Genomic DNA, 15,975 nt, shown 5'->3' on the forward strand with positions numbered 1-15,975 from the left:
CATGGAGATTGACGTAGCGCGCGAGGTGAGGACCACCTGCCCCTATTGCGGGGTGGGCTGCGGCGTGCTGGCGAAGGTCGCCGCGGGCGGGCAAGTGTCCGTCCGCGGCGACCCCGACCATCCGGCGAATTTCGGCCGGCTCTGCTCAAAGGGCTCGGCACTTGCCGAGACCATCGACCTCGACGGCAGGCTGCTTCACCCGGAAATCTACGGCCGCCGCGCCGGCTGGAACGAGGCGCTCGACCTCGTCGCCTCGACCTTCTCACAAACCATCGCCGAGTACGGTCGCGATGCCGTCGCCTTCTATGTCTCCGGCCAGTTGCTGACCGAGGATTATTACGTCGCCAACAAGCTGATGAAGGGTTTTGTCGGCTCGGCCAACATCGACACCAATTCGCGCCTGTGCATGGCCTCTTCGGTCGCTGGCCACCGCCGCGCCTTTGGCTCCGACACCGTGCCGGGGAATTATGAGGATCTGGAGCTCGCCGACCTCATCGTGCTCGTCGGCTCCAATCTCGCCTGGTGCCATCCCGTGCTCTACCAGCGCATCGCCGCGGCTCGGGAAAAGCGGCCGGAGATGAAGTTCGTGCTGGTCGATCCGCGCCGCACCATGACCGCAGACATCGCCGACATGCACCTGGCGATCGCGCCCGATGGCGATGTCGCTCTATTCACCGGGCTGCTCGCCTATCTTGGCCAGCACAACGCGCTGGACCGCGCCTACATCACCGATCACACGACCGGCTTCGGGCAAGCGCTTTTCGCGGCATCGGCGCTCGACCTTGCCGGTGTCGCCGCCGCCACCGGGCTGAGCGAAGACGAGCTTGGCCGTTTCTACGGCCTGTTCGCCGCGACCGCGAAAACCGTGACGGTCTACAGCCAGGGTGTGAACCAGTCGTCTTCGGGCACCGACAAGGTCAACGCCATCATCAACTGCCATCTCGCCACCGGCCGCATCGGTAGACCTGGCGCTGGGCCGTTTTCGGTGACCGGCCAGCCCAACGCCATGGGCGGCCGCGAAGTCGGCGGCATGGCCAATATGCTGGCCGCCCATATGGAGATCGAGAATCCCGAACATCGTGACCGCGTGCAGCGCTTCTGGACTGCGCCGGCCATTGCCGAAAGGCCCGGCTTGAAGGCGGTCGAGATGTTTCAGGCGGTGGCCGACGGGCGCATCAAGGCGCTGTGGATCATGGCCACCAATCCTGTCGATTCGATGCCGGATGCCGATGCCGTCGAAGCGGCGATCAAGGCTTGCCCGTTCGTCGTGGTTTCGGACGTGCTGGCCAGGACCGACACCGTCCGCCACGCCCATGTCCGGCTGCCCGCAGCCGCCTGGGGCGAGAAGGACGGCACCGTCACCAATTCGGAACGCCGCATCTCACGCCAACGCGCGTTTCTGGACCTGCCCGGCGAGGCGAGGCCCGACTGGCAGATCGTCGCCGAAGTCGGCAAGCGGATGGGTTTTGGCAAGGCATTTTCCTATGCGTCGCCATCGGAGGTGTTTGCCGAACATGCGGCGCTTTCGGGGTTCGAGAATGATGGTGTGCGGGATTTCGATATTGGCGCTTATGCCGGGATTGATGCGGACGGGTATGAGGAACTGGCCCCGTTCCAGTGGCCAGCGCCGAGCCCAGCCACCCCCCTCTGGCCTGCCGGCCATCTCCCCCGCAAGGGGGGAGATCGGATGTCGCACCGGCGTTCGTCAATCGCCAACTCTGGAGAAAGAGCAGGGACGCCGAAACTGCCAATCTCCCCCCTTGCGGGGGAGATGGCCGGCAGGCCAGATGGGGGTGCTCAAGCTGGACATCAGCCAGAGGAGCGCGCTCAGGCCGCAAGGGGCTCTTCCAGCACCCGCTTCTTCGCCGACGACAATTTCTACACACCAGACCGGAAGGCGCGCTTCATCGCCATCCGTCCCGACGTCGAGACCCGCACCAGCCCGGACTATCCGCTGATCCTCAACACCGGCCGCATTCGCGATCACTGGCACACCATGACGCGGACCGGCAAAAGCCCGCGTCTGTCCCAGCACATTGCCGAGCCCTTCGTCGAAATCCATCCGGCAGATGCGCAGCGCTTCGGTATCGGCGACGCCGACATCGCGCGCGTTTCCAGCCCGCGCGGCGACGTGCTGGTACGCGCGCTGGTGACGGCACGCCAGCGCCAGGGCAGCCTGTTTGCACCGATGCACTGGACGGATCAATTCTCGGCAAAGGGCCGGCTCGACGCGCTGACCGCGCCGCTCACCGATCCGATCTCCGGCCAGCCGGCACTGAAACATGTCGCCGCCCGCATCGAGAAATTCGCCGCAAAAGCCTTCGGCTTCGCGGTGATGCGGCAGAGGCCGGCGCCGGATACCGCGACCTACTGGGCCGCGGCCAAATGCAAGGGCGGCTGGCGGGTCGAACTCGCCTTTGCCGATGACGGCATCGACTGGGTCGGCTTCGCCGGGTCCTTGTTCGGCACGCCGCCTGGCGCCGAAATCCTCGCCTATCATGACCGCGATGCCGGCCAGCATCGCATTGCGGCTTTCGACGGCGATCACTTGTCAGGCGCCTTGTTCGTGGCGCCCGGTCCGGTCGCGGTGTCGCGCGGCTGGGCGGCGGATCAATTGAACGCCGATCATGTCGATCGGCGCGCCAGGCTGGCGATCGTGGCCGGGCGGCCGGGCGGGGTCGACGTTGATCGCGGGGCCATCGTCTGCTCCTGCTTCGGCGTCGGCGCCAACCAGATCGCCCAAGCGGTGCGAGGCGGCTGCGCCAGCGTCGAGGCGATCGGGGCGGCGTTGCATGCCGGCACGAATTGCGGCTCTTGCCGTGCCGAGATCAGGATCATCGTCGACGCACAAATTCTTCAAGCCGCCGAGTGACCGGCGCCAGCGTGTGCCGCGAAAGTCGCTGGCCGGTTGGGGGGTAGGGATCGAAGGCAGGTCCTGGCCAAATGGGCCTGCGCATTGGCGCCAGTTGGGCTAAGGTGGCGCAAACGTGTAGCCTCATCGGCGAGCATGAGTCGTCTTCCAGTCAGGGTCACCCAATGGCAAATCCCCCGCGCCGACCGACAAATCCGATGACGGCGGCCGAAGCCGCCTTCAAGCCAGTCAAGAAGCTGGTTGCTCTGCCTCGCGAGCCCTCGGCCGCTCCAGGTGTCAGGGAGCTTGTTTCGATCAGGATCGATCGATCAGTGCTGGACCATTTTCAGGCCGATGGCCCCGGCTGGCAGGACAGGATCAACGACGCATTGCGGCAGGCGATCGAGGACAAGCCGGTCGCCAGCGGTTCGGACGACGACTAGCTCACGCCGCCTCGAAGTGCAGGATGTAGAGCTTGCGCGTCGGTTCGTGGATCGTCCATTCGCCCTTCCAGCCTTTCGGCAGCACCAGCATTTCGCCGGCACGAACCTCCTTGCTGCGGCCATCGGGACCATGCGGCGAGACTCGGCCCGACACGATGTGGCAGGTTTCGGAATTGGTGTCGCGCGAGGCGGTGAAGCGGCCGGGCGTGCATGCCCAGACGCCGACTTCGAGCGTCCCGTCCGGCGAGGTCCACAGCGTCTTCGACGCTTCGAGTTGATTACCGCTGATCGAGGTCGGCTTGGGCTCGGGCTCGCCGAGATCGATCGCAGCGAGATGGGCGAAGGTCTGGAAGTCGGTCATGGCGGTCTCCGGGCAGGCACTGAAATTTTCAACTCGATATGCAACATCGCAGGGCTCAATGCCCGGTGATGCGGTCGGCGATGGCTGCCAGTTTCGACGTGTGCTGGAGGCCGGCTTCCTCACGGTCGTCGGCGACGCGGTAGAGCTGATACATCGAGTGGACGCCGAGCCAGCGCATCGGCTCGGGCTCCCATTTGCTGACCTGGCGGTTGACCCAGGGCAGGCGGGTCAGTTCGGTGTCGCGGCGCAGGATGAGGTCGCGCAGCGTCCGGCCCGACAGGTTGGAGCTCGACACGCCGAGTCCGACATAGCCACCGGCCCAGCCGATGCCGGTCTGAAGGTCGAGACCGGCCGTCGTGCACCAGTCGCGCGGCACACCAAGCACGCCGCACCAGGCGTGGTCGATGCGAAGTTTGCTGGTCTGCGGCAGAAGGCGGGTGAGGATCGCGTGCAGGCTTTCTATTGTCGCCTGCTGTGTTTGTCCGCGCACATCCGTCTGCGACCCATAGCGGTAGGGCACGCCGCGCCCGCCCATGGTGATGCGGCCTTCGCGGGTGCGCTGGGCATAGCAATAGGCGTGTGCTGCGTCGCCCAGGAGTTCGTGGCCGTCCCAGCCGATCTCGTCCCACAGCGATTGCCGCAGCGGCTCGGTGATGATCTGTGCGCTGTTGAGCGGCAGCCAGAGCCGCTCATTGCCTGAAATACCGGCCGTGAATCCCTCCGTGGCGCGGATGATGATGGGTGCGCGCACCGTGCCGCGATCGGTCGTGACCTTGCCCTTCTCTATGCCGGTCACCGTTGTCTGTTCGTAGATCGGCACGCCAAGGCGCTCGACGGCTTCGGACAGTCCACGCACCAGCTTGGCCGGCTGGACGCGCGCGGTGCCGTGGTGGATGTAACCGCCAAGCACGTTCCGGATCTTGATGCGGGCCTTGGCCTCTGCCTGGCCGATCAGGCTGACACGCTCCCGCGGGACGCTCCAGCCGACCGCATCCGCATAAGCAGCCTTGATCCGTTCCAGTTGCGGCGGGTTGGTGGCAACCGTCAGATTGTCGACGCGGCGGATGTCGGCATCGATGCCTTCGGCCTCGGTCACCGCGATCACTTCGTCGACCGTGCCGTGCATGGCGGTTTCCATGTCGATGACGGCGCCACGGGTCGATGTCTGCAGGTATTTCTCGCGTGACCAGCTGAAGCCGCCGGACAGCCAGCCACCATTGCGGCCGGACGCGCCGAAGCCGGCGAATTCCCTTTCCACCATGGCGATGCGGATCGTAGGATCGGCCTTCTTCAGGTAGTAGGCCGTCCACAGGCCGGTATAGCCCGCGCCGACGATACAGACATCGGCTTCGAGGTCACCCGAAAGCGGCGCGCGATAGGCTGGCAGGCCGCCAATGTCGGCATACCAGAACGAGACGTTGCCGTTGACTTTGGCGTCCATGTTTAAAAATCCTGCGAGGGAAATGAGCGATCAGGTCATCGTCATGTCGGCGCGGTCGTCGTCGGCAAGAAGTTTTGCATCGACGACTGACCAGCGCAGATCGACCGTGTCGCCAATCGAGAAAGGCGTGGCCTCCAGCGTCGCGCGCACGATGGCGACCGAACCATCGCCGAGCGTCACCTGGTATTTCGAACCCGAGCCCAGATAGATCGCTTCGCTGACCTGGCCGGTGAGGCTGTTCTGTCCGGCGGCTGGAGGCGTGTTCGTGCTGGCAAGCGAAAGCTTTTCCGGCCGCAGCAGCACCACCGGCTTCTGGCCGCTGGCGAGCTTGCCGCCGGCAACGACCTTCTGGCCGGCGATGGTCAGGCTGGTCTCGCCGCCCGACGTCTGGGCATCACCACGCAAACTGGTCGATTCCCCGATGAACTTCGCCACGAACAATGTCGCCGGTTCGTCGTAGAGCTGACGCCCGGTTCCCACCTGCTCGATGCGTCCCTGGTTGAACACGGCGATGCGGTCGGAGAGCACCAGCGCCTCTTCCTGGTCGTGCGTCACATAGACGAAGGTCGTGCCGAGCTCGCGGTGGATGCGCTTGATTTCCAGCTGCAGCCATTCGCGCAGTTTCTTGTCGAGCGCACCGAGCGGCTCGTCCATCAAAAGCAGAGGCGGATCGAAGACGATGGCGCGCGCCAGCGCCACGCGCTGCTGCTGGCCGCCGGAAAGCTCGGCCGGGTAACGATGCGCGAAGTCGGCCATCTTGACCATGTCCAGGGCGCGCGCGACGTGACGGTCGCGCGCCTGCTTGTCCATGCCGCGCAGGGTGAGCGGATAGGCGACGTTCTTGCCGACGGTCATGTGCGGAAACAGTGCGTAGTGCTGGAAGACGACGCCGATGTTGCGCTTGTGCGCCGGCAGCGCGACGATGCTTTTGCCGCCGACGGCGAGGTCGCCAGAGGTCAGGTCGGTAAAACCCGCCACGACGTTGAGCGTGGTGGTCTTGCCCGAGCCGCTGGGGCCGAGCAGCGTCATGAATTCGCCCGGCTCGATATGAAGGCTGACGTCGTCGAGCGCGGTGAAATTGCCGTAACGCTTGGTTGCGGCCTTGATGTCGATGGCCGCGCCACGTTCTTTGCTGTTGGACGCAGCCATCTCAACTCCTGGTCGATTTCGAGCTGATGATCAGCCCGGCGCTGATCACCAGCGTCGTGGCAATGAAGATGATCGTTCCGACGGCCGTCACCGTCGGGTCGGCGTCGCGGGTGATGCTGGTGAAGATCTGCACGGGCAAGGTCTTCAAATAGGGGCTGGTGATGAACAGCGCGACGATGATTTCATCGAATGAGGTGACGAATGCAAACAGCAGCCCCGAAAGGATGCCGGGCGCGATCAACGGCAAGGTCACGGTGCGGAATGCGGTGAAGCGGTCGGCGCCAAGGCTTGCCGCCGCCGTCTCGAGCCGTACGTCGAAGACTTCGAGGCTTGCCGACACGGCGATGATTACGAAGGGGATCGCCAGCATCGTGTGCGCGATGACGAAGCCGGCGGTGGTGCCGACTAGCTGGTAGTCGAGATAGACGGCATAGATGCCGATCGCCAACACCACGCCGGGCACGATCATCGGTGTGATCAGGACGGCGCGCAGCAGGCCGGCGCCGGGATGTTTCATGCGGCTGAGGCCGAGTGCCGCCAGCGTGCCGATCAACGTGGCGGCGATGGCAACGAGGCCCGCGACCCTGAGCGAGTTGAAGAAGCTGGTCAGCCAGTCGGGGTTGGTGAAGAAATTCTCGTACCACTGCCAGGAGAAGCCGGATGGCGGGAAGGCAAGCGACTTCTTCTCGTTGAACGACATCGGGATGATGACCAGCGTCGGCATCACCAGCCACACGGCAACCAGCAGGCAGAACAGGCCGAGCAGAATGCGGAACGGCGCCAGCCTCATGATCTGGATGCCTGCTTGTGGCGCTGGCGCATCAGCGGCGCGGCGAGCGCCAGAAGCACGAAGGTCGCGACCAGGAGCACGACACCCATGGCGCCGCCACGGCCCCAGTTGAGCAGGCTGAGCACCTGGCTCTGCACCAGTGTCGACAGCATGGTGCTGCGAGGGCCGCCGAGCAGGGCCGGGGTGATGTAGAATCCGAGCGACAGGATGAAGACGATGATGGCGCCGGCGAACACACCAGGCAGCGACAGCGGCAGATAGATCTGCAGGAAGGCAAGCGAGGGCCGCGCCCCGAGGCTGCGCGCCGCCTGCACGAGGCGCAAATCGATGCCGCGCATGACCGAATAGAGCGGCAGGATCATGAACGGCAGCAGCACCTGCGCCATGCCGATCACCACGCCGGTCTGCGTGCGGATCAGCTTCACGGTGTCAAACCCGAGCAACCTGACGACGGAGTTGATGATGCCGGAATCCTGCAGCAGGATGACCCAGGCCAATGTGCGCACCACGCCGCTGACCCAGAACGGCACCAGCACGCACAGGATGAGGACAAGCCGCATGCGCGGCCCGACCGCCGTCATCAGGTAGGCATAGGGGTAGGCGGCGATGACGCAGACGATGGTGACCCAGGCGGCGATGGAAAAGGTGCGCCACAGAACCGTGACGTTCACCGGCGTGGAAAAGAACCAGACATAGTTCTGCATTCCCCAGGCGGGGTCCGAGAAACTGCGCAGCGTGACGGTCAGCAGCGGATAGCCCATCGCCGCGATGAGCAGGAGCAAGGCAGGCATCGCGAGCAGCGAAGGATAGGCTGCGAGGCGCAGGCGCCGTTGCGGCCCCTGCACGCCACCGGCCGGCCGGGGATTGTCACCCCCGGCCGCCAGAGTATGCGATGTCTGGCTCACGCCTTCACCTTGGCCGGCTCAATTGCCGGCCATCAGCGCCGTCCACTTGTCGGACGCGGTGGCGAAATTGGCGACCCAGAACTTGATGTTCTGCTGGTAGCCCTGCTTGGCGTGTTCCGGCGTGTTGGTCAGGAAGGCGGCGACCGAAGCATCCACCTTGGGCTGCGCCTCGGTGTTGATCGGCGAGTAGGAAGTCTGCTCGGTCAGGACCTCCTGCGACTTCTTGCCGAGATAGGCGTTGATCAGCGCATAGGAGGCGTCGGTGTCCTTGGCCCCGACCGGGATGGTCAGCTGATCCATGACGACCAGCCAGTCCTTCCAGACCGGCGTATAGGCAGCGCCGTTCTTGACCGCCGTCATGGCTCGGCCCGTCCACATGATGATCATGTCGGCTTCGCCGGATTCAGCCAGCTGCTGGGACTCGGCGCCGGTTTTCCAGAAGATCGTGTCCGGACCGATGGCCTTGATCTTGGCGATACCCTTGTCGATGTCGGCGGGCGTCATGTTGTCGACCGAGCCGCCGTCAGCCAGAATGCCCTGTTCGATCAGACCGCCAATCGGGCTGCCGCTGCCGTCGATGGCGCGGGTGCCGGTGAATTTCTTGGTGTCGAAGAAATCCTTCCAATCCTTCGGCGGGTTGTCCTTGTAGGTCGCGTTCTTGTACATCAGCACGGTGCCGTAGTTCATCGCCGGCACGCTGCACTCGCCGACCTGTCCGGGCGGGATGTGCGAAACGTCGAGCTTGGTCAGGTCGAGCTTCTGAAACAGCTTGCCGCAATGCACGAATGGCGGAAAATCGTCGGTATCGACGACATCCCAGGTCACATTGCCGGACTCGACCTGCGCCTGAAGCTTGGCGATTTCGGTCGGGCCATCGTTCAGCAGCTTGACGCCGCTCTTGTCGACGAATTCCTTGAGGGCGGCGACCTGGCCGTCCTGGTAGATGCCGCCATAGGAGACGAAGGTCAGCGTCTTGCCTTTCAGCGAACCGTCCACCACGGTGCCGGCCGGCGGCGCGCTCTGCGCATGAGCCGCGGCGGCTGCAATCAAGGCCAGTGCGGCGGCGCCGACAAGCCCGGACACTATTGATCTGCTTCCCATTTTCTTAACCCTCCGATGACTCGCTGTTTGATTTTGGCAGTCCGGGTGCGAGTGATTTCCGGGCCACATATTGGTCGAGATCGACGGCGCCGCTTGTCGACGGCGCGATGATCCACAGCACTTCGGCCACTGTGTCGCCGACATTGATGGTCCTGTGCGGCGTTGAGGTCGAATATTCGATGCTGTCGCCCTCTTCGAGGATGAAGCTCTCGTCGCCCAGCGTCAGCTGCAGCCGGCCACGCAGTACGAGGAACATTTCGTGCGCGTTGCCATGTGTGTACGGCAGATCGCCCGTCGAGCCGCCGACGGCGAATTCGCCGCAATAGACTTCCATCTCGCGGATTGGCCGGCGCGACAGCAGCGTCTTGCGGTAGCCTTCGCTGGTCGGCAGCGCGGGTCGTTCGGCGCGTGTCAGCACCGCGTGCGCCGAGACTTCGCTTTCGTCGAAAAGATCGGCGAGGCCGATGCCGAGTGCATTGGCGATCAGCATCAGCGTGCTGGTGTTGGCTCCCGAAAGACTGCGCTCGAGTTGGCTCAAGAAACTGGCGGTGGTGCCGATTAAGTCGCCGAGCTGACGCAACGTCAGGCGTCGCGCGGTGCGATAGGCCTTGATGCGATCGCCCAACACCGTGGAGCGGCGGGCTTCCGCGCCGGTTGCGGCGTTGTCGTTGAGTGCGTGATCCGCAGCGGTTTTCATGATGATCTCAGGGTTCACTTAACATGCTATTAAGTGAGGCTTCGTGGCAAGCGGATTCGCTTGGCCACCTGAAAATCACAGATGGGCCAGCCTAACTATCTGCTTGCCGGTGTAGGAATGTCGTCGAAAGGCGCTTTGGTTTGGCGATCGAAAACGACGGCCAGCCCGTTCTTGACGGCAAGCGAGGCGACCATGTCGTCCAGTTCGCGATCGGAAATGGCGGGCTTGAGGATCTGCCGGATGGCCAGATAGGCCTGCTCGGTCGACACATAGTCGTAGCGCTTCTTGCGCGCTTCCACATATTGCTCGATGAGAATGCCCAATCGGCGGGCGGCGATGTCTTCTGGTTGCTGCACGGGAGCCTCCTCAAGCTCGATCGTCTCCAGCCCCCTAAGATGTAAAGACCACACCGCGAAAGTTAAGGCCCGAAGCCAAAAAAATCGGCTGTCATCGTCGACAAACCTGGTTACGTCGCCCTGCCGACCGCCGCGTCCAGTTCCAGCTCGCCTTCCGAAATGTCGTCGAAGGAGGCGTAGTTCATGTTGTAGAGGCGGGCGTAGAGCCCTTTTCGTGCCATCAACTGTTCGTGGTTGCCGCTTTCGACGATCTCGCCGTTCTGCAGGACGATGATGCGGTCGGCGCCGCGAATGGTGGCCAGCCGGTGTGCGATGACCAGCCCGGTGCGGCCTTCCAGCAGCTTTATCAGCGCTTTCTGGATCAGCATCTCGGTGTAGGAATCGATGCTGGCCGTGGCCTCGTCGAGGACCAGGATCTTGGCGTCGGCCACCAGCGCCCGCGCGAAGCTGATCAACTGGCGCTGGCCGAGCGAGAGATTGCCGCCGCGCTGTTCGAGCTCGGTGTCGTAGCCATCGGGCAAGTTCTCGATGAAGTCGTGCGCGCCGACGGCCTGTGCGGCGCGGACCACCTCTTCGCGGGTGGCGCCGGTCTTGTGATAGCGGATGTTCTCCAAAACCGAGCCGGAGAACAGGAACGGTTCCTGCAGCACCATGGCCACCTGATCGCCGAGTGAATCCTGGGTCAGGTCGCGCACGTCATGGCCGCCAACCAGGACCTGGCCTGACCAGACATCATAGAAGCGGTGCACCAGCGCCATCGAGCTCGACTTGCCCGACCCAGTCGGGCCGACCAGTGCGACGGTCTCGCCCGGATTGACGCGGAAGGAGATGTCCTTCAGCACCGGCAGGTTAGGCCGGTAACCGAAGGTGACGTTCCTGAACTCGACCGAGCCATCCATGTCGCGCGACAGCGCCACGGCACCGTCCTTGTCGCTGACGTCCACCGGCACGTCGAGCACTTCGGAGATGCGCTGGCCCGAAGCCATGGCACGCTGCATGACGCTGTACTGCATGGTGAGCGAGCGGATCGGGTCGAAGAAGCGCTGGATGTAGAACAGGAACGCCACCATGACGCCGACGTCGAGGCTGTGCGATAGCACCATCGAACCGCCGACGACGATGACCGTCGCCATGGCGATGCCGGTCAGCGTGTCGACGATCGGCACCATCACCTGCGCATATTTGGCCGACGTCAAATGGGCATTGAGATTGGCCAGCACCTTCTCGTCATAGAGGTCGAAATTGACGTGCTGGCGTTCCAGGCTCTGCACTGTGCGCACGCCATGGATGCCTTCGGCCAGCGCGCCGTTGGCGATCGAGTTGGTCTCGTGCGCGGCCATGAAGGCGACCTTGGCGCGCGGCAGCCAGAACAGGCGAACGATGAACAGCACCGGCATGGTGGACAGCGTCAGCAGCCCGAGCCGGAAATCCAGCCACAACAGGACGCTGACGATGCCGAACAAAAGCACGATGTCGCCCACCGACATTACCGACGTCTCGAGGAATTCCTGCATCGAATTGACGTCGCCCTGCAGGCGCGACATCAGGCGGCCGACCTCGGTCTTGTCCATGAAGCTCAGCGAGACCCGCTGCAAGTGGCTGAACATGGCGCGGCGCAGGTCCGACAGCACGTTCTCTGCGACCTTTCCGACGACGCTTTCCTGCACATGGCTGGCGGCATAGTTGATGAGGATGATCAGCGTGAAAGCGCTGGTCGCAGAGATCATCACCGACTGGTCAAGCCTGCCAGCCGCCATGCCGTGGTCGATGGCATAGCGAATGACCAGCGGGATCGCCAATTGCGTCAGCGTGAACACCAGCACCGCGGCGACCGAGATGAAAATCCGGCTCTGATACGGCTTCACGAAGCTCCAGATGCGCCGCACGATGCGCGGATCATAGGCTTTGCCGAAAACCTCCTCCTCGTCGCGATGCGAGCCGACGACAGCCTTTGTCGGCCGCCCGCTGGTGTCTTCCTTGTCGTCGTCGGCGGGTGTCGACATCATGCGGCTCCCATCGCCGCGGGCCGATCGTCGTCAGGCCGCAGCTGCAGATCGTAGAGCGCGCGATAGCGTCCGCCGAGCGCCAGCAGTTCCTCATGCGTGCCACGCTCGACGATCCGGCCGCTTTCGACGAACAGGATCTGGTCGGCATGCATCAGCGAGCTCAGCCGGTGCGAAATGATCAGCGTCACGCGATCCCTCGCGAAGCGCTTCATCGCCGCCCGGATGCGCTGCTCGGTGCCGGCGTCGATGGCCGCGGTCGAATCGTCGAAGACCAGCACCGATGGCCGCAGCATCAGGCTGCGCGCGATGGTCAGGCGCTGCCGCTGGCCGCCGGACAGCGAGGCGCCGCGTTCGCCGACGACCGTGGTGTAGCCGGCGGGAAGGCCGATGATGTAGTTGTGCAACTGGGCGAACTCGGCTGCCTGTCCGATGCGGGTCTCGCGTGCCCAGGGATTGCCATAGGTGATGTTGTTCTCGATCGAGGTGGTGAACAGGAACGCGTCCTGCTGCACGACGCCGACGGCCTTGCGCAGCGATTGCAGCGTGACCTTGCTGATGTCCTGGCCATCGATGGTGATGCTGCCCGAGGTGACGTCGTAAAAGCGTGGGATCAGGTGCGCGATGGTCGACTTGCCGCTGCCGGGAGGGCCGACGATGCCGATGGTCTGGCCGGATCTTGCCTCGAAGGAAATGCCGGACAGCGTCGGCCGGTCGCCCGCGCCCGCATAGCGGAAACCGACATTGTCGAAGCGCATCACGCCCTCGGTGACGACGAGGTCCCTGGCGCCGGGCGCGTCCTTGATGTCGAGTTCGGCGTCGAGCAGTTCGAACAGCCGGGTGCCGCAGGTCGAGGCGCGCGCGAAGGAGTTGACCATCAGGCCGAGCTGGCGCACCGGCATCTGTAGGATGGTCATGAAGGTGAGGAACTGGGCCAGCGTGCCGATGCTGATTTGACCCGCAATCACCTTCTGGCCGCCGAACCACAGCACCAGGCCCATGGCCGCCAGGAACGAGAAGTTCATGGCGCCGGTGTTGCCGACGCGGATGTCGACGCGCTTGTTGGCGAGGTCCAGCGCATCCTGCTTGGCGCGGTCGAATTTTTCGAGCTCATGCCGCTGCGCCGCAAAAGCTCGCACGACACGGATGCCGCCGAGATTCTCATCCATCACCCGGCTCAGCACCGACAGGCGCTGCTGCAAAGTCAGCCAGGTGCTGCGCAGCGCCAACTGGGTGACCGACGAGCGCCAGGCGACGAACGGCACGAAGCTCAGGCTCAACAGCCCGAGCACCAGATCGGTGCTGATCAACAGATAGGCGCCGACGCCGATCAGCACCCCGAGCAGGACGACGCGAAGGATACCCGTGGAAAAGAACATGCGCACGCCGTCGAGATCGAGCAGGCCGAGCGTGATCAGATCGCCGGTGTGGACCCGGTCGTGGTAGGAGAAGCTCAGGCGCTGGATCTTCTCGTAAAAAGCGAGGCGGAGCTCATAGCCGGTCCGATGGCCGACGGCCTCGCCGTAGTAGTTCTGCGCCATGGTGAATAGACCGCGCAGGATGCTGACGACGAGCAGCGTCAAAGCGGTGTTCCACAGCGCGTGCTCGGCCGCGGTACCGGCTCCGGCGGTCATGACGCCCTGCGCCTGGTCGATGGCGCGTCCCAGCAAGCGTGGAATGAAGAGCTGCAGCGTCGCGGCGATGAAGGTCGAGACGAGGGTGATCGCGACTTGCCAGGGATGGCGCAGCGTCATGCGCACGATACGAAGCAACGTGCTGAGGCCCTTGCCCCAGGAGGCTTCGGCCACATGGGCAAACGATTTGCCGCGCTCCGGCGCGCTGCCGATTGCTAGCGTATTCAAAGGAAAATATCCAACCCAATCCGGGCATTAGCCCGGACGAATAGAGCAGACTCAGTTCAGATGGCGTGATGTTACGCGGGTCCGGCTTGGCCGTTCAAGAGCCAATGCCGGCTTCGCACTGTGCCTGAAGGCAACAGGCTGTTGCGCGTGTTTGGAATGCCGGTAATCCATTCACGAACCCTGCCGCCAGCAAGCGATCAGGTGGCCGGGTGCGACCTGCCTGGCGGGCGGTTCGGCCTTTCTGCAGTCTGGCAGGGCTAGGGGGCAGCGGTCGGCGAAGGAACATCCCTTGGTCTGCGTACCGGCTGCCTCGATCTTCACCGGAGCGGATGGTTTCGGCGCGGCCTCATCGGAGGACGCGGCCAGGAGCAGTTGCGTGTAGGGGTGATTGGGGCCCTGGAAGATCTGGTCGGATGAACCGGTTTCGACCAGACGGCCGCGATAGAGCACGCCGATCCTGTCGGCCATGTAGCGCACTACCCTGAGGTCGTGGCTGATGAACAGATAGGTCGTGTCCTTGTCGCGCTGCAGGTCGTTGAGCAGGTTGAGAACGGTCGCCTGGACGGAAACGTCGAGCGCCGAGGTGGGTTCGTCGAGCACGACGACCTTCGGCACGCCGGCGAAGGCCCGCGCGATCGCCGCCCGTTGCCGCTGGCCGCCGGACAGCGATCGCGATTTCTGTTCGGCCGTGGTGCCGGCGAGGCGGACCGACTGCAAGAGGTCGCTGACGCGGGCTCTCACCTCGCCGCGGCGCAGGCCGGCAAGACGGCGCAGCGGGCGGCCGAGAATCCTGCCGATCCGCTGGCGCGGGTTGAGCGTGCGATCCGGCGATTGGAAGACCATCTGGACGTCGCGCCGTTCGGCAAGGTTTCTCTTCTCGACGCGTGGCGCGACCGTCCTGCCGAACAGTTCGACCGATCCGGCGTCTGGTGTCTGCAGGCCGGTGACGATCCTTGCCAAGGTCGACTTGCCGGAACCGGACTCGCCGATCAGCCCGAAGGTCTCGCCCTGGCCTATGTCGAGATCGATATCGCTGAGCACTGGCTGGCTGCCGAAGGCATGGCTGATGCCTTTGCAGGCGATCGCGATCTGGCGTTCTTTTCGCGCGCCGGCGTTTTCAGCGTTGGCTGCCGGGTGCGCAGCCAGAGCGGGTCCGTCGGTCTCCGCCAGCCTGCCGTCCCGCTTGGTGTAGTTGAGGGCCGGGATCGAGGCGATGAGCGCCTTTGTGTAGGCGTGGCGAGGGTTGTCGAAGACATCGGTGGCGACGCCGCTTTCGACCACCGTTCCCGACTGCATCACCGCCACACGGTCGCAGGAGCGGCGGATCATGTTGATGTCGTGGCTGATCAGAAGCACGCTGGTTTTGTGATCCTTGCGCAGGTCGTGCAGGATGGCGATGATCTCCGACTGCACGCTGGCGTCGAGCGCCGTCGTCGGCTCGTCCAGCACCAGCAGCGACGGGTCGAGCGCAATCGCGATGGCAATGTTGGCACGCTGCTGCATGCCGCCGGACAATTCGTGCGGATAGAGATCCAGCACCCGGTCCGGACGGCTCACCCGGACGCGCCCGAGCAGTTCGGTGGCGCGCGCGCGGGCCTCGTCGTGGCGAACCGGACGATGCCGCATGATCGTCTCGGTGATCTGCCGGCCGATCGTCATGCTTGGATTGAGGGCAGCACCCGGGTGTTGGTAGACGGCCGCGATGTGATTGCCCCGCAACTGGCGCAACTGCTCGGCGGAAAGGTCGCGGATTTCGCGGCCCTGGAATTCCAGCGCCGACGCCGCGATGCGGGCGTTCTTCGGCAGATAGCGCAGGATGGCGAGCGCCACCGAGCTTTTGCCCGATCCCGACTCGCCGACCAGGCCAAGCGCCTCGCCTTCGCCTATGTGCAGCGATACGGCGCTGACGGCGGGATGCGATCCGTTGCGCCTGTCATAGGCGATGGAAAGCTGATCGACGTTGAGAACCGAGGAGGACATTGGGAGCTTGAAACCACTTTCTTCCAGCGCAGCCAT

General features: G+C 64.2%; 13 protein-coding genes. 2 read left to right on the forward strand and 11 right to left on the reverse strand.

Going from position 1 to position 15,975, the window contains the following annotated elements:
* The first annotated feature begins 1 nt into the window (after window position 1).
* Window positions 2–2,872, forward strand: coding sequence for a nitrate reductase (locus AC1DZU_RS06355; RefSeq protein ID WP_477282802.1), 2,871 nt, complete (start codon window positions 2–4; stop codon window positions 2,870–2,872).
* Between the two features lie 164 nt (window positions 2,873–3,036).
* On the forward strand, window positions 3,037–3,294 hold the full coding sequence (locus AC1DZU_RS06360) for a BrnA antitoxin family protein (RefSeq protein WP_477282804.1): 258 nt from the start codon (window positions 3,037–3,039) through the stop codon (window positions 3,292–3,294).
* Between the two features lies 1 nt (window position 3,295).
* On the opposite strand, the gene AC1DZU_RS06365 is transcribed toward AC1DZU_RS06360, so the two are convergent.
* From AC1DZU_RS06365 to AC1DZU_RS06415, 11 genes are all read right to left on the reverse strand, one after another.
* Complete coding sequence (locus tag AC1DZU_RS06365) at window positions 3,296–3,655, reverse strand: cupin domain-containing protein (protein ID WP_477282806.1); 360 nt, start codon at window positions 3,653–3,655, stop codon at window positions 3,296–3,298.
* A 55-nt stretch (window positions 3,656–3,710) separates the two neighbouring features.
* Window positions 3,711–5,096, reverse strand: a complete 1,386-nt coding sequence (locus tag AC1DZU_RS06370) for an NAD(P)/FAD-dependent oxidoreductase (protein WP_477282808.1) — start codon at window positions 5,094–5,096, stop codon at window positions 3,711–3,713.
* A gap of 30 nt (window positions 5,097–5,126) precedes the next feature.
* A complete protein-coding gene (locus AC1DZU_RS06375) occupies window positions 5,127–6,245 on the reverse strand; it encodes an ABC transporter ATP-binding protein (protein WP_477282810.1) in 1,119 nt (372 codons plus the stop codon).
* 1 nt (window position 6,246) lies between these two features.
* Window positions 6,247–7,035, reverse strand: coding sequence for an ABC transporter permease (locus AC1DZU_RS06380; protein WP_477282812.1), 789 nt, complete (start codon window positions 7,033–7,035; stop codon window positions 6,247–6,249).
* On the reverse strand, window positions 7,032–7,940 hold the full coding sequence (locus AC1DZU_RS06385; protein ID WP_477282814.1) for an ABC transporter permease: 909 nt from the start codon (window positions 7,938–7,940) through the stop codon (window positions 7,032–7,034). The genes AC1DZU_RS06380 and AC1DZU_RS06385 overlap by 4 nt, the downstream gene beginning before the upstream one ends.
* A gap of 18 nt (window positions 7,941–7,958) precedes the next feature.
* Entirely contained in the window at window positions 7,959–9,041 is a 1,083-nt protein-coding gene (locus AC1DZU_RS06390; RefSeq protein WP_477282816.1) for an extracellular solute-binding protein, read from the reverse strand.
* Window positions 9,042–9,045: 4 nt separating this feature from the next.
* Window positions 9,046–9,738 (reverse strand): helix-turn-helix domain-containing protein, encoded by a 693-nt coding sequence (locus tag AC1DZU_RS06395; RefSeq protein ID WP_477282818.1) that lies wholly within the window; start codon window positions 9,736–9,738, stop codon window positions 9,046–9,048.
* A gap of 95 nt (window positions 9,739–9,833) precedes the next feature.
* Window positions 9,834–10,094 (reverse strand): hypothetical protein, encoded by a 261-nt coding sequence (locus tag AC1DZU_RS06400; protein WP_477282820.1) that lies wholly within the window; start codon window positions 10,092–10,094, stop codon window positions 9,834–9,836.
* Between the two features lie 110 nt (window positions 10,095–10,204).
* On the reverse strand, window positions 10,205–12,097 hold the full coding sequence (locus tag AC1DZU_RS06405; RefSeq protein ID WP_477282822.1) for an ABC transporter ATP-binding protein: 1,893 nt from the start codon (window positions 12,095–12,097) through the stop codon (window positions 10,205–10,207).
* The gene (locus tag AC1DZU_RS06410; protein WP_477282824.1) at window positions 12,097–13,959 is read right to left on the reverse strand and encodes an ABC transporter ATP-binding protein; all 1,863 of its coding nucleotides are present in this window, start codon (window positions 13,957–13,959) and stop codon (window positions 12,097–12,099) included. The genes AC1DZU_RS06405 and AC1DZU_RS06410 overlap by 1 nt, the downstream gene beginning before the upstream one ends.
* A gap of 171 nt (window positions 13,960–14,130) precedes the next feature.
* Window positions 14,131–15,975 (reverse strand): dipeptide ABC transporter ATP-binding protein, encoded by a 1,845-nt coding sequence (locus AC1DZU_RS06415; protein WP_477282826.1) that lies wholly within the window; start codon window positions 15,973–15,975, stop codon window positions 14,131–14,133.

It is taken from the genome of Mesorhizobium sp. P2_A12 (assembly GCF_056405075.1).

Coding starts and splice junctions, on each gene's coding strand:
- AC1DZU_RS06405 (WP_477282822.1), bottom strand. CDS start 12,097: ATGTCGACACCCGCCGACGACGACAAGGAAGACACCAGCGGGCGGCCG.
- AC1DZU_RS06355 (WP_477282802.1), top strand. CDS start 2: ATGGAGATTGACGTAGCGCGCGAGGTGAGGACCACCTGCCCCTATTGC.
- AC1DZU_RS06370 (WP_477282808.1), bottom strand. CDS start 5,096: ATGGACGCCAAAGTCAACGGCAACGTCTCGTTCTGGTATGCCGACATT.
- AC1DZU_RS06390 (WP_477282816.1), bottom strand. CDS start 9,041: ATGGGAAGCAGATCAATAGTGTCCGGGCTTGTCGGCGCCGCCGCACTG.
- AC1DZU_RS06415 (WP_477282826.1), bottom strand. CDS start 15,975: ATGGCTGCGCTGGAAGAAAGTGGTTTCAAGCTCCCAATGTCCTCCTCG.
- AC1DZU_RS06375 (WP_477282810.1), bottom strand. CDS start 6,245: ATGGCTGCGTCCAACAGCAAAGAACGTGGCGCGGCCATCGACATCAAG.
- AC1DZU_RS06365 (WP_477282806.1), bottom strand. CDS start 3,655: ATGACCGACTTCCAGACCTTCGCCCATCTCGCTGCGATCGATCTCGGC.
- AC1DZU_RS06360 (WP_477282804.1), top strand. CDS start 3,037: ATGGCAAATCCCCCGCGCCGACCGACAAATCCGATGACGGCGGCCGAA.
- AC1DZU_RS06395 (WP_477282818.1), bottom strand. CDS start 9,738: ATGAAAACCGCTGCGGATCACGCACTCAACGACAACGCCGCAACCGGC.
- AC1DZU_RS06380 (WP_477282812.1), bottom strand. CDS start 7,035: ATGAGGCTGGCGCCGTTCCGCATTCTGCTCGGCCTGTTCTGCCTGCTG.